Annotated in this window: 25 protein-coding genes; 17 read left to right on the top strand and 8 right to left on the bottom strand. The window is 51.5% G+C overall.

Going from position 1 to position 24363, the window contains the following annotated elements; genetic code table 11:
* Positions 1 to 68 precede the first annotated feature (68 nt).
* Complete coding sequence (gene rihA, locus G4551_RS07175; RefSeq protein ID WP_003835568.1) at positions 69 to 1004, top strand: pyrimidine-specific ribonucleoside hydrolase RihA; 936 nt, start codon at positions 69 to 71, stop codon at positions 1002 to 1004.
* A gap of 96 nt (positions 1005 to 1100) precedes the next feature.
* On the opposite strand, the gene G4551_RS07170 is transcribed toward rihA, so the two are convergent.
* A complete protein-coding gene (locus G4551_RS07170; protein WP_003022748.1) occupies positions 1101 to 1583 on the bottom strand; it encodes a zinc ribbon-containing protein in 483 nt (160 codons plus the stop codon).
* Between the two features lie 235 nt (positions 1584 to 1818).
* On the opposite strand from G4551_RS07170, the gene leuS reads away from it, so the two are divergent.
* The 4 genes from leuS to nadD are packed head-to-tail and all read left to right on the top strand — an operon-like array spanning position 1819 to position 6683.
* Positions 1819 to 4401 carry a leucine--tRNA ligase gene (gene leuS, locus G4551_RS07165; RefSeq protein ID WP_003835570.1) on the top strand — a complete coding sequence of 861 codons (2583 nt, stop codon included), beginning with the start codon at positions 1819 to 1821 and terminating at the stop codon, positions 4399 to 4401.
* Between the two features lie 14 nt (positions 4402 to 4415).
* A complete protein-coding gene (lptE, locus tag G4551_RS07160; protein ID WP_003835572.1) occupies positions 4416 to 5009 on the top strand; it encodes an LPS assembly lipoprotein LptE in 594 nt (197 codons plus the stop codon).
* On the top strand, positions 5009 to 6040 hold the full coding sequence (gene holA / locus G4551_RS07155; RefSeq protein ID WP_003022740.1) for a DNA polymerase III subunit delta: 1032 nt from the start codon (positions 5009 to 5011) through the stop codon (positions 6038 to 6040). The genes lptE and holA overlap by 1 nt, the downstream gene beginning before the upstream one ends.
* 1 nt (position 6041) lies before the next feature.
* Positions 6042 to 6683 (top strand): nicotinate-nucleotide adenylyltransferase, encoded by a 642-nt coding sequence (nadD, locus tag G4551_RS07150; RefSeq protein ID WP_003835575.1) that lies wholly within the window; start codon positions 6042 to 6044, stop codon positions 6681 to 6683.
* On the opposite strand, the gene cobD is transcribed toward nadD, so the two are convergent.
* Positions 6658 to 7752, bottom strand: coding sequence for a threonine-phosphate decarboxylase CobD (gene cobD, locus G4551_RS07145; RefSeq protein ID WP_003835577.1), 1095 nt, complete (start codon positions 7750 to 7752; stop codon positions 6658 to 6660). The genes nadD and cobD overlap by 26 nt on opposite strands.
* Before the next feature lie 96 nt (positions 7753 to 7848).
* On the opposite strand from cobD, the gene G4551_RS07140 reads away from it, so the two are divergent.
* The 10 genes from G4551_RS07140 to lipA all read left to right on the top strand — a co-directional run bounded on the left by G4551_RS07140 (position 7849) and on the right by lipA (position 17322).
* Complete coding sequence (locus tag G4551_RS07140) at positions 7849 to 8460, top strand: adenosylcobalamin/alpha-ribazole phosphatase (protein WP_003835579.1); 612 nt, start codon at positions 7849 to 7851, stop codon at positions 8458 to 8460.
* A 254-nt stretch (positions 8461 to 8714) separates the two neighbouring features.
* A complete protein-coding gene (rsfS, locus tag G4551_RS07135; RefSeq protein WP_003022728.1) occupies positions 8715 to 9032 on the top strand; it encodes a ribosome silencing factor in 318 nt (105 codons plus the stop codon).
* Between the two features lie 3 nt (positions 9033 to 9035).
* A complete protein-coding gene (gene rlmH / locus G4551_RS07130; RefSeq protein ID WP_003022725.1) occupies positions 9036 to 9503 on the top strand; it encodes a 23S rRNA (pseudouridine(1915)-N(3))-methyltransferase RlmH in 468 nt (155 codons plus the stop codon).
* 30 nt (positions 9504 to 9533) lie between these two features.
* Positions 9534 to 11435 (top strand): peptidoglycan DD-transpeptidase MrdA, encoded by a 1902-nt coding sequence (mrdA, locus tag G4551_RS07125; protein ID WP_003022722.1) that lies wholly within the window; start codon positions 9534 to 9536, stop codon positions 11433 to 11435.
* Positions 11436 to 11437: 2 nt separating this feature from the next.
* Positions 11438 to 12550, top strand: coding sequence for a peptidoglycan glycosyltransferase MrdB (gene mrdB / locus G4551_RS07120; RefSeq protein WP_003022718.1), 1113 nt, complete (start codon positions 11438 to 11440; stop codon positions 12548 to 12550).
* Positions 12551 to 12560: 10 nt separating this feature from the next.
* On the top strand, positions 12561 to 13670 hold the full coding sequence (gene rlpA, locus G4551_RS07115) for an endolytic peptidoglycan transglycosylase RlpA (RefSeq protein ID WP_003835581.1): 1110 nt from the start codon (positions 12561 to 12563) through the stop codon (positions 13668 to 13670).
* Between the two features lie 142 nt (positions 13671 to 13812).
* Complete coding sequence (gene dacA / locus G4551_RS07110; protein WP_003022711.1) at positions 13813 to 15024, top strand: D-alanyl-D-alanine carboxypeptidase DacA; 1212 nt, start codon at positions 13813 to 13815, stop codon at positions 15022 to 15024.
* A 106-nt stretch (positions 15025 to 15130) separates the two neighbouring features.
* On the top strand, positions 15131 to 15394 hold the full coding sequence (gene ybeD / locus G4551_RS07105; RefSeq protein WP_003022706.1) for a DUF493 family protein YbeD: 264 nt from the start codon (positions 15131 to 15133) through the stop codon (positions 15392 to 15394).
* Positions 15395 to 15508: 114 nt separating this feature from the next.
* The gene (gene lipB, locus G4551_RS07100; protein WP_003835583.1) at positions 15509 to 16150 is read left to right on the top strand and encodes a lipoyl(octanoyl) transferase LipB; all 642 of its coding nucleotides are present in this window, start codon (positions 15509 to 15511) and stop codon (positions 16148 to 16150) included.
* Positions 16151 to 16356: 206 nt separating this feature from the next.
* Complete coding sequence (gene lipA, locus G4551_RS07095; protein ID WP_003022702.1) at positions 16357 to 17322, top strand: lipoyl synthase; 966 nt, start codon at positions 16357 to 16359, stop codon at positions 17320 to 17322.
* A 98-nt stretch (positions 17323 to 17420) separates the two neighbouring features.
* On the opposite strand, the gene tatE is transcribed toward lipA, so the two are convergent.
* Both tatE and G4551_RS07085 read right to left on the bottom strand, forming a co-directional pair.
* Positions 17421 to 17624 (bottom strand): twin-arginine translocase subunit TatE, encoded by a 204-nt coding sequence (gene tatE / locus G4551_RS07090; protein WP_003022699.1) that lies wholly within the window; start codon positions 17622 to 17624, stop codon positions 17421 to 17423.
* A 128-nt stretch (positions 17625 to 17752) separates the two neighbouring features.
* Positions 17753 to 18541, bottom strand: a complete 789-nt coding sequence (locus G4551_RS07085; RefSeq protein WP_003835587.1) for a deaminated glutathione amidase — start codon at positions 18539 to 18541, stop codon at positions 17753 to 17755.
* A gap of 90 nt (positions 18542 to 18631) precedes the next feature.
* Between G4551_RS07085 and crcB the strand changes: the two genes are divergently transcribed.
* Positions 18632 to 19015: a fluoride efflux transporter CrcB gene (gene crcB, locus G4551_RS07080; protein ID WP_003831281.1), complete on the top strand. Its 384-nt coding sequence runs from the start codon at positions 18632 to 18634 to the stop codon at positions 19013 to 19015.
* A gap of 51 nt (positions 19016 to 19066) precedes the next feature.
* Here crcB and cspE read toward each other — a convergent pair whose 3' ends face one another.
* Entirely contained in the window at positions 19067 to 19276 is a 210-nt protein-coding gene (cspE, locus tag G4551_RS07075; RefSeq protein WP_000034825.1) for a transcription antiterminator/RNA stability regulator CspE, read from the bottom strand.
* Positions 19277 to 19465: 189 nt separating this feature from the next.
* Complete coding sequence (gene pagP / locus G4551_RS07070) at positions 19466 to 20029, bottom strand: lipid IV(A) palmitoyltransferase PagP (protein ID WP_003835590.1); 564 nt, start codon at positions 20027 to 20029, stop codon at positions 19466 to 19468.
* A 462-nt stretch (positions 20030 to 20491) separates the two neighbouring features.
* On the opposite strand from pagP, the gene dcuC reads away from it, so the two are divergent.
* Complete coding sequence (gene dcuC, locus G4551_RS07065) at positions 20492 to 21877, top strand: anaerobic C4-dicarboxylate transporter DcuC (protein ID WP_003835592.1); 1386 nt, start codon at positions 20492 to 20494, stop codon at positions 21875 to 21877.
* Positions 21878 to 21993: 116 nt separating this feature from the next.
* Here dcuC and dpiA read toward each other — a convergent pair whose 3' ends face one another.
* Complete coding sequence (gene dpiA, locus G4551_RS07060) at positions 21994 to 22674, bottom strand: two-component response regulator DpiA (protein ID WP_003022133.1); 681 nt, start codon at positions 22672 to 22674, stop codon at positions 21994 to 21996.
* Positions 22643 to 24304: a sensor histidine kinase DpiB gene (dpiB, locus tag G4551_RS07055; RefSeq protein WP_003835594.1), complete on the bottom strand. Its 1662-nt coding sequence runs from the start codon at positions 24302 to 24304 to the stop codon at positions 22643 to 22645. The genes dpiA and dpiB overlap by 32 nt, the downstream gene beginning before the upstream one ends.
* Positions 24305 to 24363 lie beyond the last annotated feature (59 nt).

Here is a 24363-nt window from a genome sequence, read left to right as displayed (position 1 = left end):
TTCGCCTCTCGAAACACATACAGCCCAGCGTTAACCTTGTCACAAAGTCCCACTTACAAGGAGCAACAATGGCACTTCCGATCCTGTTTGATTGCGATCCAGGTCATGACGACGCTATCGCAATTGTTCTCGCCCTCGCCTCACCTGAACTGGATGTGAAAGCGATAACCTCGTCAGCCGGGAATCAGACTCCCGACAAAACGCTGTGTAACGTATTGCGCATGCTGACGTTGCTCAAGCGTACGGATATTCCCGTCGCCGGTGGCGCTGTGAAACCACTGATGCGCGATCTGATTATCGCCGATAACGTCCATGGAGAGAGTGGGCTGGATGGTCCGGCGCTGCCGGAACCCACTTTTGCGCCACAAGACTGTACCGCTGTGGAACTGATGGCGAAAACCCTGCGTGAAAGCCCGGAACAGATGACAATTGTCTCCACCGGCCCGCAAACTAACGTGGCATTGCTACTGAATAGCCATCCTGAGCTGCACGCCAAAATCGACCGTATCGTGATTATGGGTGGTGCGATGGGCCTCGGAAACTGGACACCCGCCGCCGAGTTCAACATCTTTGTGGATCCCGAAGCCGCGGAGATCGTATTCCAGTCGGGTATTCCGGTGGTGATGGCCGGGCTGGACGTCACGCATAAAGCACAAATACATCGTGAAGATACCGAGCGGTTCCGCGCTATCGGCAATCCTGTTTCGACGATCGTTGCTGAACTACTCGATTTCTTCTTTGAATATCACAAAGATGAAAAATGGGGATTCATCGGTGCACCGCTACATGACCCATGCACCATTGCCTGGCTGCTGAAACCTGAACTGTTTACCACCGTTGAACGCTGGGTTGGCGTGGAAACTCAGGGTAAATATACCCAGGGAATGACCGTGGTGGACTACTACTTCCTGAGCGGCAATAAGCCAAACGCCACCGTGATGGTGGATGTTGATCGCCAGGGGTTTGTCGATTTGCTGGCAGAACGGCTGAAGTTTTACGCCTAATACACGCCGGATGGCGCTAACGCTTATCCGACCTACAAAATCATGCTAATTGTAGGCCGGATAAGACGCTTCGCGTCGCCATCCGGCGATAAGCGATTACGGTTCAAACGGTCGGCGCTGAAACTGATCGTGTCCGCATTTCGGACACAGCGGCAGCACATCCGGGGTGTAAACCGCTAAATGGAAGTGGCACTTCTCGCAGACCAGATTACCTAATCCGACCACCTCGCCGCTGTGATAAACACCGTGATGACTGAGGTCCTGGAATACTTCGCGCCATTCGAGCTGCGTTTTATCGGTAATATCGGCCAGTTCCTGCCAGATACTCTCCTTGATAACCCGCATAAAGACGCTGTCTGTCTCCTCATCGAGACTTTCTTCATAGCTCAGAGCAAACTCTTCCAGGTCACGTCTGACGGCCCGAGTGAGCTCTTCCACCTCGGTTCGCGTTAACTCCCCGGTCTGCATAACTCGTTGACGCGCCTGCTCCACCAACGCATCGATATCGCGTTCGCCATTACGCAGACGTTCGCTCAGTGAAGCTACCAGTTCACGGTAATATTGAGCAACCTTGTTCATCGCTTCGCCTCCTGGGTCGTTAACTGTCTATAATAATAGACGTTATTTACGCTACGCTTTGCAAGACTGTCCACAGAGTGTGTAAATTCGTGCAAGAATTATCCTTGCGGGAATTCAACGCTGAATGCGCGAAAGGCTGTTTTGGCGCGGGCGTTTGGGCTATGCTATGCGGATCTGAAACACCACATCTAGAGCTACGTTTGTAGCTGTATTGAAAACAGGACCACTGGCTGCCATGCAAGAGCAATACCGCCCGGAAGAGATAGAATCCAAAGTACAGCTTCACTGGGATGAGAAGCGCACATTTGAAGTTACCGAAGACGAGAGCAAAGAGAAGTATTACTGCCTGTCTATGCTTCCCTATCCTTCTGGTCGACTACACATGGGCCACGTACGTAACTACACCATCGGTGACGTGATCGCCCGCTACCAGCGCATGCTGGGCAAAAACGTACTGCAGCCAATTGGCTGGGATGCGTTCGGTCTGCCAGCAGAAGGGGCTGCGGTTAAAAACAACACCGCACCAGCACCGTGGACGTACGACAACATCGCATACATGAAAAACCAGCTCAAAATGCTGGGTTTCGGTTACGACTGGAGCCGTGAGCTGGCGACCTGCACCCCGGAATATTACCGTTGGGAACAGAAATTCTTCACCGAGCTATACAAAAAAGGCCTGGTGTACAAGAAAACGTCTGCTGTCAACTGGTGCCCGAATGACCAGACCGTACTGGCGAACGAACAGGTTATCGACGGATGCTGCTGGCGTTGTGATACCAAAGTCGAGCGTAAAGAGATCCCGCAGTGGTTCATCAAAATCACCGCTTACGCTGACGAACTGCTGCGTGACCTGGATAACCTGGATCACTGGCCTGACACCGTGAAAACGATGCAGCGCAACTGGATTGGCCGTTCTGAAGGCGTAGAAATCACCTTCGATGTGAACGATTACGACAACACGCTGACCGTTTACACAACCCGCCCGGACACCTTTATGGGTGCGACCTATCTGGCCGTTGCCGCAGGTCACCCGCTGGCGCAGAAAGCCGCTGCAAATAACCCGGAACTGGCCGCCTTCATTGACGAATGCCGCAACACCAAGGTTGCTGAAGCCGAAATGGCAACCATGGAGAAGAAAGGCGTCGACACGGGCTTTAAAGCCGTTCACCCGCTGACTGGCGAAGAGATCCCGGTTTGGGCAGCAAACTTCGTCCTGATGGAATACGGTACGGGCGCAGTCATGGCCGTTCCGGGCCACGATCAGCGCGATTACGAGTTTGCGACTAAATATGGCCTGACCATCAAGCCAGTAATTCTGACCGCTGAAGGCGCAGAGCCGGATCTGTCCGAACAAGCTCTGACCGAAAAAGGGGTGCTGTTTAACTCCGGTGAGTTTGACGGCCTCGACTTCGAAGCAGCCTTCAATGCCATTGCTGACAAGCTGGTGTCTCTTGGCGTGGGTGAGCGTAAAGTGAACTACCGTCTGCGTGACTGGGGTGTTTCCCGTCAGCGTTACTGGGGCGCGCCGATTCCGATGGTGACATTGGAAGACGGTACCGTACTGCCGACGCCAGAAGACCAGTTGCCGGTTATTCTGCCGGAAGACGTGGTTATGGATGGTATTACCAGCCCAATCAAAGCCGATCCGGAGTGGGCAAAAACCACCGTTAACGGCATGCCTGCACTGCGTGAAACCGACACTTTCGATACTTTTATGGAATCCTCCTGGTACTACGCGCGCTACACCTGCCCGCAGTACAACAAAGGGATGCTGGATCCAGAAGCTGCCAACTACTGGCTGCCGGTTGATATCTACATTGGTGGTATTGAACACGCCATCATGCACCTGCTCTACTTCCGCTTCTTCCACAAGCTGATGCGCGATGCGGGTATGGTCAACTCTGACGAACCGGCTAAACAGCTGCTGTGCCAGGGTATGGTGCTGGCCGATGCGTTCTATTACGTTGGTGCAAACGGTGAGCGTAACTGGGTTTCTCCGGTTGATGCCATCGTTGAGCGCGACGAGAAAGGTCGTATCGTCAAAGCTCAGGACGCAGAAGGCCATCAACTGGTGTATACCGGCATGAGCAAAATGTCCAAGTCGAAAAATAACGGTATCGACCCGCAGGTTATGGTTGAACGTTACGGCGCTGACACCGTACGTCTGTTCATGATGTTCGCTTCTCCGGCTGATATGACGCTGGAATGGCAGGAATCCGGCGTTGAAGGGGCGAACCGCTTCCTGAAACGTGTCTGGAAGCTGGTTTACGAACATACCTCCAAAGGTGATGTAGCTGAACTGAACGTTGATGTGTTGAGCGAAGACCAAAAAGCGTTGCGTCGCGACGTGCATAAAACCATTGCTAAAGTGACCGATGATATTGGTCGTCGTCAGACCTTTAACACCGCAATTGCGGCGATTATGGAGCTGATGAACAAGCTGGCGAAAGCACCACAGGAAGACGAGCAGGACCGCGCCCTGATGCAGGAAGCGCTGCTGGCCGTTGTACGCATGCTCAACCCGTTCACCCCACACGTTTGCTTCACGATGTGGCAGGCGCTGAAAGGCGAAGGCGATATCGACAATGCGCCGTGGCCGGTAGCTGACGAAGCAGCAATGGTTGAAGACTCGACGTTGGTTGTTGTTCAGGTGAACGGTAAAGTCCGTGGCAAAATTACCGTTCCGGTAAATGCCACTGAAGAGCAGGTTCGTGAACGTGCTGGCCAGGAGCATCTGGTGGCAAAATATCTTGATGGCGTTACCGTACGTAAAGTGATTTATGTACCGGGTAAACTCCTCAATCTGGTCGTTGGCTAAGCGCGGGAGGAAGCGTGCGACTTCTGACAACATTGTTGTTATCTCTGGCGGTGCTGGTCACCGCCGGGTGTGGCTGGCATTTGCGTAGTACTACGCAGGTTCCACCCTCAATGAAAACCATGATCCTGAACTCTGGCGATCCGAACGGCCCGTTAAGCCGTGCGGTCCGTAACCAGCTGCGTCTGAACGGCGTGACGCTGCTTGAAGACGGTACAATGCGTAAAGACGTGACGTCCTTACGTCTTGGTGCGGTCACTATTTCCGCAGATACCGCGTCAGTATTCCAGAACGGTCAAACGGCTGAATACCAGATGGTGATGTCTGTGAGTGCTACCGTGCTGATTCCAGGTCATGATATCTATCCAATCAGCGCCAAAGTTTATCGTTCGTTCTTTGACAACCCACAGGCTGCGCTGGCGAAAGATAATGAGCAGGATATGATCGTAAAAGAGATGTATGACAAAGCGGCTGAACAGTTGATTCGTAAGCTGCCTAGCGTACATTTGGCGGACGTTCAGTCATCCAGAGTTGATGCTGAACCGGCGGAAAATAAAGCCGCGACGCCTGCGTCATCTCCGGCGCGTGTCTCCACCACGCTGGGTAACTGATGCTCAAGTTGTACCCTGAACAACTCCGCGCACAGCTCAATGAAGGGCTGCGCGCGGCGTATTTGCTCTTAGGTAACGATCCCCTCTTATTGCAGGAAAGCCAGGATGCCATCCGTCAGGCTGCTGCCACACAAGGGTTCGAAGAACACCACGCCTTCACTCTGGACAACAGCACCGACTGGGGAGAGATTTTTTCACTCTGCCAGGCGATGAGCCTGTTTGCCAACCGTCAAACCCTGCTCCTGCAACTGCCTGAAAATGGCCCCAATGCCGCCATTAACGAACAGCTCGCTTCACTCGTCACACTGCTACATAACGACCTGCTGCTGATTGTTCGTGGCAACAAGCTGACTAAAGCGCAGGAAAACGCCGCATGGTATACCGGACTGGCCAATAATGCGGTGCAGGTCAGTTGCCAGACGCCGGAGCAAGCACAGCTCCCGCGTTGGGTCGCCGCGAGGGCGAAACTCAATAACCTGCAACTGGATGACGCAGCCAATCAGCTATTGTGCTATTGCTATGAAGGTAACCTGTTAGCACTGGCGCAAGCACTGGAACGGTTAGCATTGCTTTGGCCTGATGGCAAACTAACGCTGCCTCGCGTAGAGAAAGCCGTTAACGATGCAGCGCACTTTACCCCGTTCCACTGGGTGGATGCGCTGCTGATGGGCAAAAGCAAACGCGCGCTGCACATTCTGCAACAGCTACGTCTGGAAGGCAGTGAGCCGGTTATTTTGCTGCGTACGATACAGCGTGAATTGCTGTTGCTGGTCAACCTAAAACGGCAGTCGGCGAATACCCCCTTGCGCACGTTGTTTGATAAACACCGGGTGTGGCAAAATCGCCGAGGCATGATGGGTGATGCGCTAAACCGGCTGAACCCGGCACAGTTGCGTCAGGCGGTAACGCTGTTAACGCGTACGGAAATTACGCTTAAACAAGACTATGGTCAGTCAGTGTGGGCGGAACTTGAGGGTCTGTCCCTTTTGCTCTGCCATAAATCACTGGCCGATGTTTTTATTGATGGTTGATATGAAATCATTGCAGGCTCTGTTCGGCGGCACCTTTGATCCGGTGCATTATGGTCATCTTAAACCGGTTGAAATTCTGGCGAATCTGATTGGTCTTTCCCGGGTCATCATCATGCCCAATAATGTCCCGCCGCATCGTGCGCAGCCTGAAGCGTCCGGTGAGCAACGTAAGCGCATGGTTGAACTGGCCATTGCTGATAAACCGCTGTTTTCCCTGGATGAACGCGAACTGAAACGCGACACGGCCTCCTACACCGCGCAAACGCTAAAAGAGTGGCGCGAGGAACAAGGCCCGAACGTGCCGTTAGCGTTTATCATTGGTCAGGATTCGCTGCTGACCTTCCCTTCCTGGCACGACTACCACACGATTCTGGATAATACCCATCTCATCGTGTGCCGACGTCCAGGTTATCCTCTCGAAATGACGCAGGAAAAGCACCAGCAATGGCTGGAGGATCACCTGACTCATTCGCCGGATGACCTGCACAACCTGCCTTGCGGAAAAATCTACCTGGCCGAAACGCCGTGGTTCAACATCTCCGCCACGCTCATTCGCGAGCGCATGGAAAAAGGCGAGCCGTGCGACGACCTGATGCCAGGCGCAGTGCTTGACTATATCAATCAGCAGGGGTTGTACCGCTAAGCGTGTTGTTTAATGCCGCCAGCAGGCGGTCATTTTCTTCCTGACTGCGAACAGCAACTCGGTAATAACGCGCGTCCAACCCAGGGTAATTGGCACAACTGCGAATCAAGACATGCTGTTCCAGCAACATCCGTTGCAAATCAATATCCGCGCGATCGCAGCGTAATAAACGATAATTTGCCTGGCCGGGATACACCGTCAGGCCAGGCAGGTTTTGTAGCTGTTGCTCAAACCGCGCACCCTCTTGTTCCAGCCATTTCCACGTCGCCTGCTGATAAGCGCTGTCGCGTAAAATAATCTCGCCGGCCAGAGCAGCAAACGCATTAATTGACCACGGCATTTGTCGGCTGCGCATATGTACAACGGCCTGCTCGTTACTATTAACCAGATACCCCAGACGCAGCCCCGGTATCGCATAGAACTTGGTGAGCGAGCGCAGTACCCAAATATGCGGGTTATCCCGAAGTAGCGGAATAAACCCCGGCTCCCCGGCAATAAAATCGATAAACGCTTCATCAAGGATCAGATTGATCCCAAGCCGCTCACAACGTGAGGCAATCTCACGTAGCAGGCGGTTATCCGGTAGTAACCCGGTGGGGTTGTTGGGCGTGCAGAGAAACAGGCAGTCCAGCTCTGAGGTTAACGCATCGAGGATCGCATCGGTAAGCTGCCAGCCATCGCCTTCGCGCAGCGCAAACTCATGGATCGTACAGTCTCTCCATTGCAGCGCCCGACGATATTCAGCAAACCCAGGCGTCACGATCATCGCGTGGCGTGGCTTCAGGCCATCTACCAGGGTAAAAATAGACTCGGTCTCACCGTTTCCGGCCAGGATCCACGAGGCAGGAATCTGATGATGCTCCGCCAGCGCTGCATGCAGTTGCGCGTAATCGACATCCGGGTAACGCTCCGCGCAGTCCATATTGTCGATAATTGCGCGTTTTAAAGCTGCTGGCATACCCAGCGGATTAATATTCGCGCTAAAATCCAGCAATTGCTCAGGCGAGACGCCCAACAGTTCGGCGGCTTCTCGGGTATTACCACCATGCGCGCTCTTCAATAAAGACATCGTGCCGCTCCACGTAAAAAAAGGTATTTTAGTGAAAAATCTCTGCGCAATCAGGGCAAACATCATGTTTTGTGCGAATAACCCCGAGAGGAAAAAATGAGACTCTGGTTGGTACGTCATGGCGAAACCGAAGCCAACGTCGCGGGTTTATATAGCGGCCACGCTCCCACACCACTAACAGAACGGGGAATAGCTCAGGCGCAAACGCTGAGTACGCTGTTACGCAATGTGCCTGTCGACAACGTTCTGTGCAGCGAGCTGGAGCGCGCCCGCCATACAACGCAGTTGATCTTAGCCGATCGCGAGATTCCTGTGCGTAACATGCCTGAGCTCAATGAGATGTTTTTTGGCGACTGGGAAATGCGCCACCATCGAGATCTGGCGCGCGAAGACGCCGAAAACTACGCCGTGTGGTGTAACGACTGGCAGAACGCGACGCCCACTAATGGCGAAGGTTTTCAGGCATTTTCCCTGCGCGTGGAACGCTTCATTGCTCAACTCGATGATTACAAAATTTGCCAAAACCTGCTGGTGGTGAGCCATCAGGGTGTACTGAGCGTGTTGATCGCCCGTTTGTTGTCCATGCCGGCAGCAGCAATGTGGCATTTTCGCGTCGAACAAGGTTGCTGGAGCGCGATTGATTTTTGCGACGATTTTGCGGTTCTGAAAGTACTTAACAGCCGGGCTGTATGGTACGACGGAGAGTGAAAGCACTGTTTTTTCTGCCGAAGGGCTTCTCTCCCATTGACACCCCATGACAGGCTGTTATTCTCCGCAACCTGACTTTTCCCGCCCTTCAGAGCTTTGCAGAAATTGTTTTACAAAAATGGCGATGCATTCTGCGGCGTGGGGTGGGATGATAGCGCACTTCACAAGCGCTTTCGGAGACATTTGTCCCGATATCGCCTCTGGTTCAGGTATACTAACAGACGTTTTTAACTCTTTTCACCCAGGGGGAACACTTGCAGGGTAAAGCACTTCAGGATTTTGTAATCGACAAAATTGATGACCTGAAAGGTCAAGACATCATCGCCTTAGACGTTCAGGGCAAATCCAGCATCACTGATTGCATGATTATCTGTACTGGCACGTCCAGCCGTCATGTAATGTCTATCGCAGACCACGTTGTTCAGGAGTCCCGCACTGCTGGTCTGCTGCCGCTCGGCGTAGAAGGCGAGAACGTCGCAGACTGGATCGTCGTTGACCTCGGCGATGTGATTGTCCACGTGATGCAGGAAGAAAGCCGTCGCCTGTATGAACTGGAAAAACTCTGGAGTTAATGCGTGAAGCTGCAACTTGTCGCTGTGGGTACGAAAATGCCTGACTGGGTGCAAACCGGTTTTACGGAGTATCTCCGTCGGTTTCCGAAAGATATGCCCTTTGAGCTGATCGAAATCCCGGCAGGAAAACGCGGCAAGAACGCGGATATTAAACGCATTCTCGACAAAGAGGGTGAACAGATGCTGGCTGCAGCAGGCAAAAACCGCATCGTCACCCTTGATATCCCTGGCAAACCCTGGGACACGCCGCAGCTGGCGACCGAACTGGAACGCTGGAAACTGGACGGTCGTGACGTCAGTTTGTTGATTGGTGGGCCGGAAGGTCTTTCTCCTGCCTGTAAAGCAGCAGCGGAACAAAGCTGGTCACTCTCAGCGTTAACCCTTCCTCACCCTCTTGTTCGGGTTCTGGTTGCGGAGAGTCTGTACAGGGCGTGGAGCATTACCACCAACCATCCTTATCACCGTGAGTGATCATTGATTCTTGAGTAGATTAAGCAGCGGATGAAACTACAGAATTCTTTTCGCGACTATTCGGCTGAGTCTGCGCTGTTTGTGCGCCGGGCGCTGGTCGCTTTTTTGGGGATTTTGCTGCTCACCGGCGTGCTGATCGCCAACCTTTATAATCTGCAAATCGTTCGCTTTACTGATTATCAGACCCGCTCGAACGAAAACCGCATCAAACTGGTGCCTATCGCCCCCAGTCGCGGCATTATTTATGACCGTAACGGAATCCCGCTCGCCCTTAACCGCACCATTTATCAGATAGAAATGATGCCAGAAAAGGTCGACAACGTTCAGGATACCCTCGACGCGCTGCGTAACGTCGTAGACCTGACGGACGATGACATTGCCGCCTTTAAAAAAGAGCGCGCCCGTTCACACCGTTTCACATCCATTCCGGTAAAAACTAACCTGAGTGAAGTTCAGGTCGCACGCTTTGCCGTTAATCAATATCGCTTTCCTGGCGTCGAAGTTAAAGGTTATAAACGCCGCTACTACCCCTACGGCTCTGCGCTGACCCATGTCATTGGCTACGTATCAAAAATCAACGATAAAGACGTAGACCGCCTGGACAAAGACGGCAAACTGGCTAACTACGCGGCGACGCACGACATCGGCAAGCTGGGTATTGAACGTTATTACGAAGATGTACTTCACGGCCAGACCGGTTATGAAGAGGTTGAAGTGAACAACCGCGGCCGCGTCATTCGCCAGCTGAAAGAAGTGGCGCCGCAGGCCGGGCACGATATCTATCTCACCCTCGATTTGAAACTCCAGCAGTACATTGAAACGCTGCTAGCGGGCAGTCGCGCCGCCGTGGTGGTTACCGACCCGCGTACTGGCGGCGTTCTCGCGCTGGTGTCCATGCCGAGCTACGACCCGAACCTGTTTGTCGATGGTATCTCCAGTAAAGATTACTCCGGGTTGCTCAATGACCCGAACACCCCATTGGTTAACCGCGCCACGCAGGGTGTTTACCCCCCTGCTTCGACAGTTAAACCTTACGTCGCGGTTTCTGCATTAAGTGCAGGTGTCATCACCCGCAATACTGGTCTGTTCGATCCAGGTTGGTGGCAATTACCGGGCTCTGAAAAACGTTACCGTGACTGGAAAAAATGGGGGCACGGTCATCTGAACATCACTCGTTCTCTGGAAGAGTCGGCGGATACGTTTTTCTATCAAATCGCCTATGATATGGGGATTGACCGGCTTTCAGAGTGGATGAGCAAATTCGGCTACGGCAAATATACGGGTATCGATCTCGCTGAAGAACGCTCCGGCAATATGCCAACCCGCGAGTGGAAGCAAAAACGGTTTAAAAAGCCATGGTACCAGGGTGATACCATTCCGGTCGGCATCGGTCAGGGTTACTGGACTGCAACCCCAATCCAGATGAGTAAAGCGCTGATGATCCTTATCAACGACGGTTTGATAAAAGTTCCGCATTTGTTGATGAGCACGGCAGAAAATGGCAAGCAGGTTCCGTGGGTTCAGCCGCACGAACCGCCCGTTGGTGATATTCATTCTGGATACTGGGAAATCGCGAAAGACGGCATGTACGGTGTAGCAAACCGCCCTAACGGTACTGCGCACAAGTATTTCGCTAGCGCACCTTACAAAATTGCGGCGAAATCCGGTACTGCCCAGGTCTTTGGCCTGAAAGCCAATGAAACCTATAACGCGCACAAGATCGCCGAGCGCTTACGTGACCACAAGCTGATGACGGCCTTCGCACCCTATGATAAGCCCCAGGTTGCTGTCGCCATAATCCTTGAAAACGGTGGCGCGGGCCCGGCTGTGGGTACCATTATGCGCCAGATCCTTGACCACATTATGTTGGGCGACAACAACACCAATCTGCCTGCAGAAAACCCCGCGGTTGCAGCAGCGGAGGACCAATAATCGTGACGGATAATCCGAACAAAAAAACATTCTGGGACAAAATCCACATCGATCCCACGATGTTGCTTATTTTGCTGGCGCTGCTGGTTTACAGCTCGCTGGTCATCTGGAGTGCCAGCGGCCAGGATATCGGCATGATGGAGCGCAAGGTCGGCCAGATCGCAATGGGCCTGGTCATCATGGTGGTGATGGCGCAAATCCCGCCCCGGGTTTATGAAGGCTGGGCACCCTATCTCTATATTTTCTGCATCATCCTGTTGGTGGCGGTAGATGCCTTCGGCGCGATATCCAAAGGGGCACAGCGCTGGCTGGATTTGGGTATTGTGCGTTTTCAGCCTTCCGAAATTGCCAAGATTGCCGTGCCGCTGATGGTCGCACGCTTCATCAACCGTGATGTTTGCCCGCCATCGCTAAAAAATACCGCCATTGCACTGGTGCTGATATTTATGCCCACCCTGCTGGTGGCCGCTCAGCCTGACCTCGGTACCTCAATACTGGTCGCCCTTTCCGGTCTGTTTGTTCTGTTCCTTTCTGGTTTAAGCTGGCGTTTAATCGGTGTTGCGGTGGTTCTGGTTGCGGCGTTTATCCCGATACTGTGGTTCTTCCTGATGCATGATTACCAGCGTCAGCGCGTCATGATGTTGCTCGATCCGGAAACCGATCCACTGGGTGCGGGTTATCATATTATTCAGTCTAAAATTGCTATTGGCTCCGGCGGTCTACGCGGCAAGGGCTGGCTGCACGGTACACAGTCGCAGCTTGAGTTTTTACCCGAACGTCACACGGACTTTATCTTCGCGGTATTAGCAGAAGAGCTGGGTCTGGTAGGGATCTTAATTCTGCTTGCGCTGTACATTTTGCTGATTATGCGCGGATTATGGATCGCTGCCCACGCGCAAACCACCTTTGGTCGCGTCATGGCAGGTGGTTTAATGTTGATATTATTCGTTTATGTCTTCGTAAATATTGGTATGGTGAGCGGTATTCTGCCCGTGGTTGGCGTTCCTCTCCCACTGGTCAGTTACGGAGGCTCGGCACTTATCGTGCTGATGGCCGGGTTCGGGATTGTTATGTCGATCCACACCCATAGAAAAATGTTGTCGAAAAGCGTGTAAGGGGTACGCAATGCGTAAGCAGTGGCTTGGTATCTGCATCGCAGCAGGAATGCTCGCGGCGTGTTCGAGTGATGATGGTCAGCAACAGGGTGCTGTCGCGCCGCAGCCTGCGGTGTGCAATGGTCCGATTGTTGAAATCAGCGGGGCCGATCCGCGCTTTGAACCCCTGAACCCAACGGCGAATCAGGACTATCAACGTGATGGTAAGAGCTACAAAATCGTCCAGGATCCTTCCCGCTTTAGCCAGGCAGGACTTGCCGCTATCTATGATGCGGAACCCGGAAGCAACTTAACCGCGTCTGGTGAAGCGTTCGACCCGATGCAACTGACCGCAGCGCATCCCACGCTGCCAGTCCCAAGCTATGCCAGAGTAACTAACCTGGCAAACGGCAGGATGATTGTCGTGCGCATAAATGATCGCGGCCCTTATGGCAATGATCGCGTGATTTCACTTTCACGTGCAGCAGCAGACCGTCTGAATACCTCCAACAACACCAAAGTGCGTATCGACCCGATCATCGTCGCCCAGGATGGTTCATTGTCCGGTCCGGGTATGACGTGTACGACAGTCGCAAAGCAAACCTATGCCCTGCCCGCGCGTCCTGATTTAAGCGGTGGCGGTAATATGGGAAGTATGCCTTCGCCATCGGATGCGGGTCAGCCGCAAGGCGATATTCGTCCGATCAGCAACTCCACGCTGAAAAGCGATGATCCAACTGGTGCGCCAGTGAACAGCGGTGGATTCCTCGGTGCGCCAACCACCCTCGCCGCAGGCGTGCTGGAAGGTAGCGAGCCGACTCCGGCTCCGCAACCGACCATCACCGCACCGGCAACACCAACCGCACCAGCAGCAACATCAACCGCCGTCGCGGCACCAGCTCCAGCGGCAGTAGCCAACGGACGTTACGTGGTTCAGGTTGGCGCAGTCAGCGAGCAGTCGCGTGCGCAGCAGTATCAAAAACGTTTAAGCCAGCAGTTTGGCGTCCCGGGTCGGGTGGTACAAAATGGCGCAGTCTGGCGTATCCAGATGGGGCCGTTCGCCAGCAAAGCTGAAGCCTCCACATTGCAGCAGCGTCTTCAATCCGAGGCGCAATTACAGTCCTTCATCACCGGCGTGTAATAACGTAAATCAGGTATCTGAACTGTCAGTTTCTGTAAATGACATTAACAAAGTCACGCGGAAAGTCAGATGCCTGCCCGTTTTGCATTTGCTATAGTAGGGCACTTTTTTAAATTTCATCACGGACGTCGTAGTTCAGACCATGAAGACCACTTTTTCCGCTCGTTTCGTGCAGCGTATGGCGCTCACCGCGGCTCTCTGCGCAGCTTCTCTCTCTGCTGCCCATGCCGATGACCTGAATATTAAAACCATGATCCCGGGTGTTCCGCAGATCGATGCGGAGTCATATATCCTGATTGATTACAATTCAGGCAAAGTTCTGGCAGAACAGAATGCGGACACTCGCCGCGACCCCGCCAGTCTGACCAAAATGATGACCAGCTACGTCATCGGCCAGGCGATGAAAGCCGGCAAGTTCAAAGAAACCGATCTGGTCACTGTCGGCAATGACGCCTGGGCTACAGGTAACCCGGTGTTTAAAGGTTCATCGTTGATGTTCCTGAAACCTGGAATGCAGGTTCCTGTTTCCCAGCTAATCCGTGGTATCAACCTACAATCCGGGAATGACGCGTGTGTGGCAATGGCGGACTTCGCAGCCGGTAGCCAGGATGCTTTCGTCGGTCTGATGAACAGCTATGTGAACGCGCTGGGCCTGAAAAATACCCACTTCCAGACCGTTCATGGTCTCGATGCTGACGGTCAGTACAGCTCGGCTCGCGACATGGCGATGATTGGCCAGGCGCTGATTCGTGACGTGCCTAACGAATACTCTATCTATAAAGAAAAAGAGTTCACCTTTAACGGCATTCGTCAGTTAAACCGCAACGGCTTGCTGTGGGATAACAGCCTGAATGTCGACGGTATCAAAACCGGTCATACCGACAAAGCTGGCTATAACCTCGTTGCATCCGCAACCGAAGGTCAGATGCGTCTGATCTCTGCCGTCATGGGTGGCCGCACCTATAAAGGTCGCGAAACCGAAAGTAAAAAACTGCTGACCTGGGGTTTCCGTTTCTTTGAAACCGTGAATCCACTGAAAGTCGGTAAAGAGTTTGCTTCAGAACCGGCCTGGTTTGGTAACACCGATCGTGCATCGTTAGGCGTAGATAAAGATGTCTACCTGACTATTCCGCGCGGCCGCATGAAAGATCTGAAAGCAAGCTATGTGCTGAACACCACAGAACTGCATGCACCGCTGCAGAAAAACCAGGTTGTCGGCACCATCAACTTCCAGTTGGATGGCAAAACCATCGAACAGCGCCCGCTGGTAGTCCTGCAGGAAATCCCTGAAGGCAACTTCTTTGGGAAAATCATTGATTACATTAAATTAATGTTCCATCACTGGTTTGGCTAAAAATCGAACACTTGAAAGTGTGATTTACGTCCCCATATACTAGGTATCCAGATAACTCCCACACGCTGTGGGAGTTATTATTTATTGATGTAACGCCGGAGCTGACATGAAAACCAAACTTAACGAACTGCTTGAATTCCCTACTCCATTTACTTACAAAGTAATGGGGCAGGCGTTGCCTGAGCTGGTTGATCAGGTGGTTGAAGTGGTACAGCGCCATGCGCCAGGTGATTACTCTCCGACGGTAAAACCGAGCAGCAAAGGCAACTACCACTCGGTCTCAATCACTATTACTGCTACACACATTGAGCAGGTTGAAACGCTGTACGAAGAATTAGGCAATATCGATATCGTACGCATGGTACTGTAAAAACCTGTTGGTTACCCGCTGCATCCCCGCTCGGGTAACCCCTCCCTCCTGTGATATACTTTTCCCCCTCTTTTATATTCTCTACTCTATGTGAGTATCTACGGAGATGCCGTTTTGTATCAGGATAAAATTCTGGTCCGCCAGCTCGGTCTTCAACCTTACGAGCCAGTTTCTCTGGCCATGCATGAATTCACCGATACCCGCGATGAAAACAGTTATGACGAAATCTGGCTGGTAGAGCATTATCCTGTTTTTACCCAGGGTCAGGCAGGTAAAGCAGAGCACGTACTGATGCCGGGCGATATTCCGGTGATCCAGAGCGATCGTGGCGGCCAGGTGACCTACCACGGGCCGGGCCAGCAGGTCATGTATGTGCTGTTGAACCTGAAGCGTCGCAAACTTGGCGTTCGTGAACTGGTTACGCTGCTGGAACAAACCGTCGTCAATACACTTGCGGAAATCGGCATTGATGCCCACCCGCGAGCCGATGCGCCTGGCGTATACGTCGGGGAGAAGAAAATCTGCTCTTTGGGATTACGTATTCGTAGAGGATGTTCGTTTCACGGCTTAGCGCTCAACGTGGATATGGATTTGTCGCCTTTCCTGCGTATCAATCCTTGTGGTTACGCCGGAATGGAGATGGCGAAAGTATCGCTGTGGGATAGCGCAGCCACGACCGAGAGCGTTCGCCCACGCCTGCTGGCCAACATATTAGCGCTGTTGGGTAACCCACCGCACGAGTACGTTGCAGACTGAAAATACGGTCATACTTTGCCACGGCAAATGTTGTGGCAAATGGCACAAAACAACAACTATTTTACATTTTGCCAGCCTGTCAGGCTGCTTTCTGGCCCGTTTCAATGATATACTGCGTATCACTAATTCAAAAATAGTTGATAAATGCAACATTCCCTTGAATTGAAACGCTTTCCTTCGTAATTCGCAACTGGAACACGCAAGCTATGAGTAAACCCATTGTGATGGAACGCGGTGTTAAATACCGCGATGCCGATAAGATGGCTCTTATCCCGGTAAAAAATGTGGCAACAGAGCGTGAAGCCCTGCTGCGTAAACCGGAATGGATGAAAATAAAACTGCCAGCGGACTCCACTCGCATCCAGGGCATCAAAGCGGCAATGCGCAAAAATGGCCTGCACTCTGTCTGCGAAGAGGCTTCCTGCCCTAACCTGGCTGAATGTTTCAATCACGGAACCGCAACCTTTATGATCCTCGGCGCAATCTGTACCCGCCGTTGCCCATTCTGCGACGTTGCCCATGGCCGTCCGGTTGCTCCGGATGCTAACGAGCCGTTAAAACTTGCTCAGACGATTGCTGACATGGCGCTGCGCTATGTCGTCATTACCTCCGTTGACCGCGACGATCTGCGTGACGGCGGCGCTCAGCACTTTGCTGACTGTATCACCGCTATTCGTGAGAAAAGCCCGTCGATTAAAATCGAAACGCTGGTGCCTGACTTCCGTGGTCGTATGGATCGCGCGTTGGATATCCTCACCGCCACGCCGCCAGACGTGTTTAACCACAACCTCGAAAACGTACCGCGTATTTATCGCAATGTACGTCCGGGGGCGGACTACAACTGGTCGCTGAAGCTTCTGGAACGTTTCAAGGAAGCGCACCCGGAGATTCCGACTAAATCAGGTCTGATGGTTGGTCTGGGCGAAACCAATGCAGAAATCATTGAGGTCATGCGTGACCTGCGCAGTCATGGCGTGACCATGCTGACGCTGGGGCAGTATTTACAGCCAAGCCGTCACCACCTGCCGGTTCAACGCTATGTAAGCCCGGATGAGTTCGATGAGATGAAAGCCGAAGCTATGGCCATGGGCTTTACCCATGCAGCCTGCGGTCCATTCGTTCGCTCTTCATACCATGCTGACATGCAGGCCAAAGGGCTGGAAGTGAAGTAATCGTGTAATACTCACTTACATATCAGTAATAAAAAAACCGGCAAATTGCCGGTTTTTTTTCATGCAGAGTATGCAGTATGAGCATCATGCTCCTGACATTACTCTTTATGAGAAAGCTTCTCAGCCTGAACGCTACCATCAGCATCTTTCTTAGCATCGGCATTATCGTCGTTCATTGCTTTCTTGAAGCCCTTGATTGCCGTTCCCAGGTCTCCACCCAGTGTACGTAACTTCTTGGTACCAAACAGCAGAACAACCAGTGCGGCAACCACCAGCAGTTTGGTAATACTAATCTCACCCATAGATACCTTCTTCACTTAAACCAGGCTGCATAAAGCGCCATATTAACCTGAGAATATTAACGGCCTTTCGACGCGCGCACACAATAGCAATCTGTAACAAGGTGAATCAAGCCTTGTTTAAAAAAACGTCATAATAATTGCGGTGGCGCAAAACGTCGGTTACTTAACACCGGAAGTTGTGCCCTGACCTGCCTTACCCGCTCTGCAGAAACCTCGGCCATAATTAGTGCAGGCGTTTCCGCCGCAGCAGCAATGGTCACACCAAAAGGGTCGATGACCCGGCTTTGGCCGATATTCTTATTACCGCACTCTCCCGCCGCAATCAGGTAACACGTTGCATCTAACGCTCTTGCAGCTAAAAGCGTAGACCAGTGATGCTCTTTAAGCGATCCCCGTACCCAGGCTGCGGGTAATACGAGAATTTCCGCTCCCTGCAATGCGTGCGCCAGCGCCAGCTCAGGGAAGCGCAGATCATAACAGGTCATTAACCCTACTTTTAACCCGCCTACGTCCAGCAGCGGCGCTATGGCGTCCCCTGCATCCACATTTCGTGACTCCTGAATCGAAAAGGCGTCGTAGAGATGTAATTTAGCGTAATGGGCAACTACCTGACCTGCCCGTAGCGCCACCAGCATGTTAAACGCCCGTCCAGGCACAGAGGGAACATGAATCGTCAGGATTGTCGTCATCTCGTTTTGCGCGCTTTCTCGCAGCAAGCGCGTCAAAAACCCGCCTTCCAGCAATTGAGCTGATTTCACTGACAGATCAGGGTCCAGATCGTCACGGGCCAGAAGCGCTTCCGGTAATACCAGTAACGATGCCCCCTCTCCCGTAGCCTGAGACATCAGTAAAACGCAGGTTTCTGCATTTTTTTCCCATGAAGGTCCCACGGCAAATTGCCCTGCTGCAACGAACATATTCCCTCCAGAAAACGTTGTTAGGCTCGCCAACCACGATTATTCAGCGTTACACTCATCCTATATACAATCAAATAGCAGGATTACGCAGTGTTACAACTCCTTTTAGCGGTTTTTATCGGTGGTGGTACAGGTAGTGTAGCAAGATGGATGTTGAGCATGAGGTTTAACCCGCTACATCAGGCCATTCCATTCGGTACGCTGGCTGCAAACTTACTTGGCGCATTTATCATTGGTATGGGTCTGGCATGGTTTAATCGCATGACAAACATTGATCCAATGTGGAAGGTACTGATTACAACTGGCTTTTGCGGGGGACTAACAACATTTTCCACTTTCTCGGCTGAGGTGGTGTTTTTGCTACAGGAAGGACGCTTTGGTTGGGCTATGGTGAATGTGCTGGTGAATCTGCTGGGATCATTTGCGATGACCGCCCTGGCATTCTGGCTGGTTTCGGCCTCTCCCGCACACTGAGGCGAAAAAAACCCGCAATTAAGCGGGTTTTGAATGCTTGCTGTCGTATGCTTACAGAGCGATTACGTTTGCAGCAGAAGGGCCTTTGGCACCGTTAGTGATTTCGAACTCTACACGCTGACCTTCAGCCAGAGTTTTAAAACCATTGGTCTGGATTGCAGAGAAGTGTACGAACACGTCTTTGCTGCCATCTTCCGGAGTAATGAAACCGAATCCTTTGGACTCATTAAACCACTTAACGTTACCTTTAATCTTAGACATCAAAATTACCTTTACATGAAAAATAGACACAAATGCTGTGTCGGGTATCAGTACAACAATTGTGGTGCACTTTGTCCAGTCGAACTTTATCAAAAAGTGATAAATGTCGCGTTATTTTTCAGTTAACGCTGATATCACACTGTTTTAAAAAGACTTTTTAATAATCCATCTGACAATACAGGTAGTCCATCAAAACTGGAAACGCATCCACGCAAAGTAGACGTTACCGTTGTTGTACGTTCCCGGAATGTAGGTCATCTGGAACGTTGCCGGACCATACCCTATCGATGCCAGCGGTAACAGCACGGGTACCGGAATGTAGTTCCAGTTATCACGCGCGGTAAAACCGGCGGTAAAACCGAGACCTGTATGGAAATTTTCATCGGCCAGCGGTCGCCAGGTTTTTTCCCAGCCATAACCACCAATGGGTTCCCATTTATTGTAGGAATCCTTAAAGGCCATTATATAAAGTCCGTGCCAGTTACCTTTATCATCCCAACGGGATTGACCAAATCCTGCCCCCCACGGGCGTTCATTGTAGCGATCCGTTTTTTCTTTATCGTAGGCAAAGCGTGCATGCCAGGTAATAGCCGGTATATACAAATCATAATGTTCCGGCTGCTGCCAGGTTTCACTGACGTTGTCTTTAAAAGTAGCGAACCAGCCTTTATCTTCAGCAGCGCCCTGGGGAATGAAAGCTAACTGAATAAAAAGAAATGAAAAAATGAGAAAATATCGTTTAGCGACAATCACAACTTAATTACCATCCTGGGATTTATTATTAATTGTAGCAAACCCAACCTTAATGTTAGCTTAACAAAAATGCGCAGCTAAAAAATCAGAATATTCCTCAGCATGTAATTTTTAAGATAATTAGCCCTTAATTTATTGAGCCATCTCATAGGAACTATTTTCTCTTTATTGCCAATAAATTGTTCTTTCCTCCGGGAAAAGTTAAATAATATTACAATAAATTAACAATTAAGAATCAACATCACCACAAAACACACACACCGTCGCTGCACTTCACAGTTTTTTATTGTGAGATTCTTTTTTTAACCACGATGCTGAAAAAACGGCTAAGCCATCGCTTGAATCCGTATTTTTATTGATTTTAATCAGCAAGAGTTATCGGTTTATTAGGCACATTCTGTCACCACTTTTTACTTTTTTTAGTTTTTTTACTTTCTGGGCAGCAATGCGACAGGGGAAACGATGTTGACATTTATTGAACTCCTTATTGGAGTTGTGGTTATTGTGGGTGTAGCGCGCTACATCATTAAAGGTTATTCCGCGACAGGCGTACTGTTTGTTGGCGGTCTGGTTTTGCTGATTATCAGTGCGCTGATGGGGCATAAAGTGTTGCCATCCAGCGCGGCATCGACGGGCTATACGGCAACAGACATTGTTGAATATATTAAAATTTTGCTGATGAGCCGTGGTGGCGATCTCGGCATGATGATCATGATGCTGTGTGGTTTTGCCGCCTATATGACCCATATTGGCGCGAACGATATGGTCGTTAAGCTGGCCTCCAAGCCCCTGCAATACATCAACTCTCCTTACCTGCTAATGATTGCCGCCTATTTTGTCGCCTGCCTGATGTCACTGGCGGTTTCTTCAGCAACCGGTCTGGGCGTTTTGCTGATGGCAACACTGTTCCCGGTCATGGTTAACGTTGGAATCAGCCGTGGCGCTGCAGCGGCTATTTGTGCCTCCCCTGCTGCAATTATTCTTTCACCAACATCCGGTGATGTGGTGCTGGCGGCAAAAGCTGCGGAAATGCCGCTGATCGATTTCGCCTTTAAAACCACGCTGCCAATTTCCATTGCCGCCATCATTGCTATGGCGATTGCCCACTTTTTCTGGCAGCGTTATCTGGATAAAAAAGAGAACATTTCTCATGAAATGTTAGATGTGGCTGAAATCACCACGACTGCCCCGTCATTTTACGCCATTCTGCCGTTTACCCCGATCGTTGGCGTCCTGATTTTTGATGGTAAATGGGGCCCGCAGCTGCACATCATTACGATTCTGGTTCTGTGCATGCTCATCGCGGCTATTCTGGAGTTCGTACGTGGGTTCAACACCCAAAAGGTTTTCTCTGGTCTGGAAGTCGCTTACCGTGGCATGGCGGATGCCTTTGCTAACGTGGTGATGTTGTTAGTCGCTGCGGGTGTTTTTGCCCAGGGTCTGAGCACAATCGGCTTTATTCAGAGTCTGATTTCTATCGCCACCTCGTTTGGTTCAGCGAGCATTATCTTGATGATGGTGCTGGTGATCCTGACTATGTTGGCGGCAATGACTACGGGTTCCGGTAACGCCCCGTTCTACGCCTTCGTTGAGATGATCCCTAAGCTGGCGCATTCTTCCGGCATTAACCCGGCTTACCTTGTTATCCCGATGCTACAGGCGTCAAACCTTGGGCGCACCATCTCCCCGGTCTCCGGCGTGGTTGTCGCTGTAGCAGGTATGGCAAAGATTTCTCCGTTCGAAGTGGTGAAACGTACTTCGGTTCCGGTTCTGGTTGGACTGCTGGTGGTGATTATCGCAACTGAAGTGATGGTACCAGGTTCTTCTTCAGCCGTCGTTGGCGGCTGATACTCAGTGAAATGTAGGCCGGATTAGGCATCTACGCCGCATCCGGCATTTAAACCGCACCATTGCCGGATGTCGATGCTAAAGCATCTTATCCGGCCTACGTCAGAAATCAGCATTTAGCCGCCATGATAAATACGCTGCGGCCTACCCACCTTACCGTGAATAATCTCCGCAATAATCAAATGACGGCTGGCACAGTACTCCAGGTAGCGTCTGGAAGTCGTTCGGCTGATGGTAAGCGCCTGGGCGATCGTTTCCGCAGTATGGTGTACCGTCGGGTCGGCGAATAATTTCAACACTGCATTCAGTGTTAACGCATCAATCCCGGTCGGTAAATCCCCTTTCGGTTCGCCCCGCGCGTAGGCATTAAACATTTCATCAATCTGCTTTTGGCTGGCGCTGTCATTCCCCGCCAACATGCGTCGACGTTGCTGATAACGCGTCAGGGTCTGCCCCAGCCGCTCGTAGGCAATGGGTTTGACCAGGTAATCAAACGCACCGCTGCGCACGGCCTCGGAGACCGTTTCCATATCGCTAGCCGCCGTGGTAAACACTACGCCGCCCGGATAGCGCGCCTGGGTCAGCTCATGCAGCAACGTAATTCCCTTGCCGTCCGGCAAGTAGTTATCGAGCAGTATCAGACCGGGCTTAAAACGCTCAATCATCATCCTCGCCTGCTCAAGATTACCCGCCAGCCATATCTGGCTGAAACCGGGTATATGGCGGATATATTCAGCATGCATTTCCGCCAGTAGCGTTTCATCCTCAACGATCAACAGCGTTAATGGTTCCGTCATTATTTTTTTTCACTTTCGGAAGAAATAAAGAAAATAAGGTACCGCAAGGGGAGTTATCTTCGAGCGTAATCACCCCGTCACAGCGCCTCACATAACTTGCAATTAGATACAAACCGATGCCATGTTCACCTGGTTCATCGGTACGGGTGCTCACACCCTGTTCAAATATTTTCTCACGCAATGCTTCCGGCACACCGCATCCCTGATCGGCAACTTCGATGATCACGTCATCCCCTTCATCGCTCAAATAGAGCTCTACGACATTGTTGCCTTGCTGGGTGCGCAAGCTCGCTTCGAATGCATTATCAAGCAGATTGCCAACAATTGCTGCAAACTCTGTGCTATCCAGCCCCTCGGGGAGTTGATGCAGTTGGCTCCCCGGAACGATAGTCATGGTGAGGCCCAGTTCCCGCGCGCGCTGCACCTTGCCAAACAACAGACCGGCGACCTGACGATCGGCAAACGCGCCACGCAGGCTGTCAATCAGTTGCTGTTGCGCCTGGGATTCTCCCTGCACCATGGCCAGAACCTTGTCATATTCTTTCATTTGCAGCAGGCCATTGATGGTCGACATCCAGTTCAGGTGCTCATGACGCAGCGTTCTCAGGCTCTCTACATACTGTTTGATCTGCGTTAATTGCGCATTAAGGGTAGCAATTTCATCTTTACTACGAAAACTGATGATTGCCCCAAGCAGTTCGTCACCGGAGCGAATCGCTTCACGGTTGGCGATGACGCTCAGGCCATTAAAGTTTACCATCGCATCCTGTCGTTTTTCCGCAATCTGTTGGGTGAAAAAGTCCGCTGGCTGAACCACCTCACTCACCGGTTTTCCAAGCCACTTTCGGCCTGGTGAAGAAAGCCCCAGCATTTTCCTCGCACTGCGGTTTATTGCGGTGATATATCCATCAGGATCCACGGCAATCAATCCTTCATATACCGAGCTGAACAACGCTTCCTGCTGACGTACTACCCGCGCAATTTGTTTCGGTTCCATACCCAACATCTGCCGACGAATATGGGCAGCGAAAAACCAGGAGAGCAGCATAAGTACCAACAACAGCAAGATAAACACACCGGCCATCGGGAGTAAGAAATCCGATCGCCAGCTATCGATTTTGCTGATCAGATAACCAATTGAGACTACGCCAATGATTTTGCCATCGTCATCAAAGATGGGCGTTTTAGCGCGCATTGCCATCCCGATGGACCCTTTACCGGTAATAAAGTAGCTTTCCCCTTTTTCCAGCGCACCGGGTTTGGTGAACTGCATCGGGTAGCCAATCTTTTCCGGGTTCGGATGATATAGACGAATGGAGTTGGTATCCCCGATAACCACATAGTCGAAGTCAGTTCCGCTCTGCAGTTTGTCGGCAATCGTCGCCAAACGCTTGTAATCACGATGTTTAACTGCCGTGATGATACTCTCGTTAGAGGCGATGATTTTGGCCTGGTTCATTGCCATATCGCGGACATGCGCGGCCAGATAATCTTCAAAGCTGGCGGTAAAGTATTGTGCCAGGGCGGCGATGATAAAAACAGAAACGACCAAAATAAGCAGAAAGATGCGTAAAGGAAACGCCAGGCTGCGGAAAAAAGGAAACCGTGTTTTATTTTTCTGCTCATCCATATATCTTCCTCATCCACGTTACCCGAAACTTATTTCTCATTGTAGTTGTAATAGAAATG

Source organism: Citrobacter freundii ATCC 8090 = MTCC 1658 = NBRC 12681, assembly GCF_011064845.1.
In the GTDB taxonomy this organism is placed as follows: Bacteria; Pseudomonadota; Gammaproteobacteria; order Enterobacterales; family Enterobacteriaceae; genus Citrobacter; species Citrobacter freundii.
Note: the sequence above shows the minus strand (reverse complement) of the source record. Positions and strands in the feature narration are given on the sequence as shown.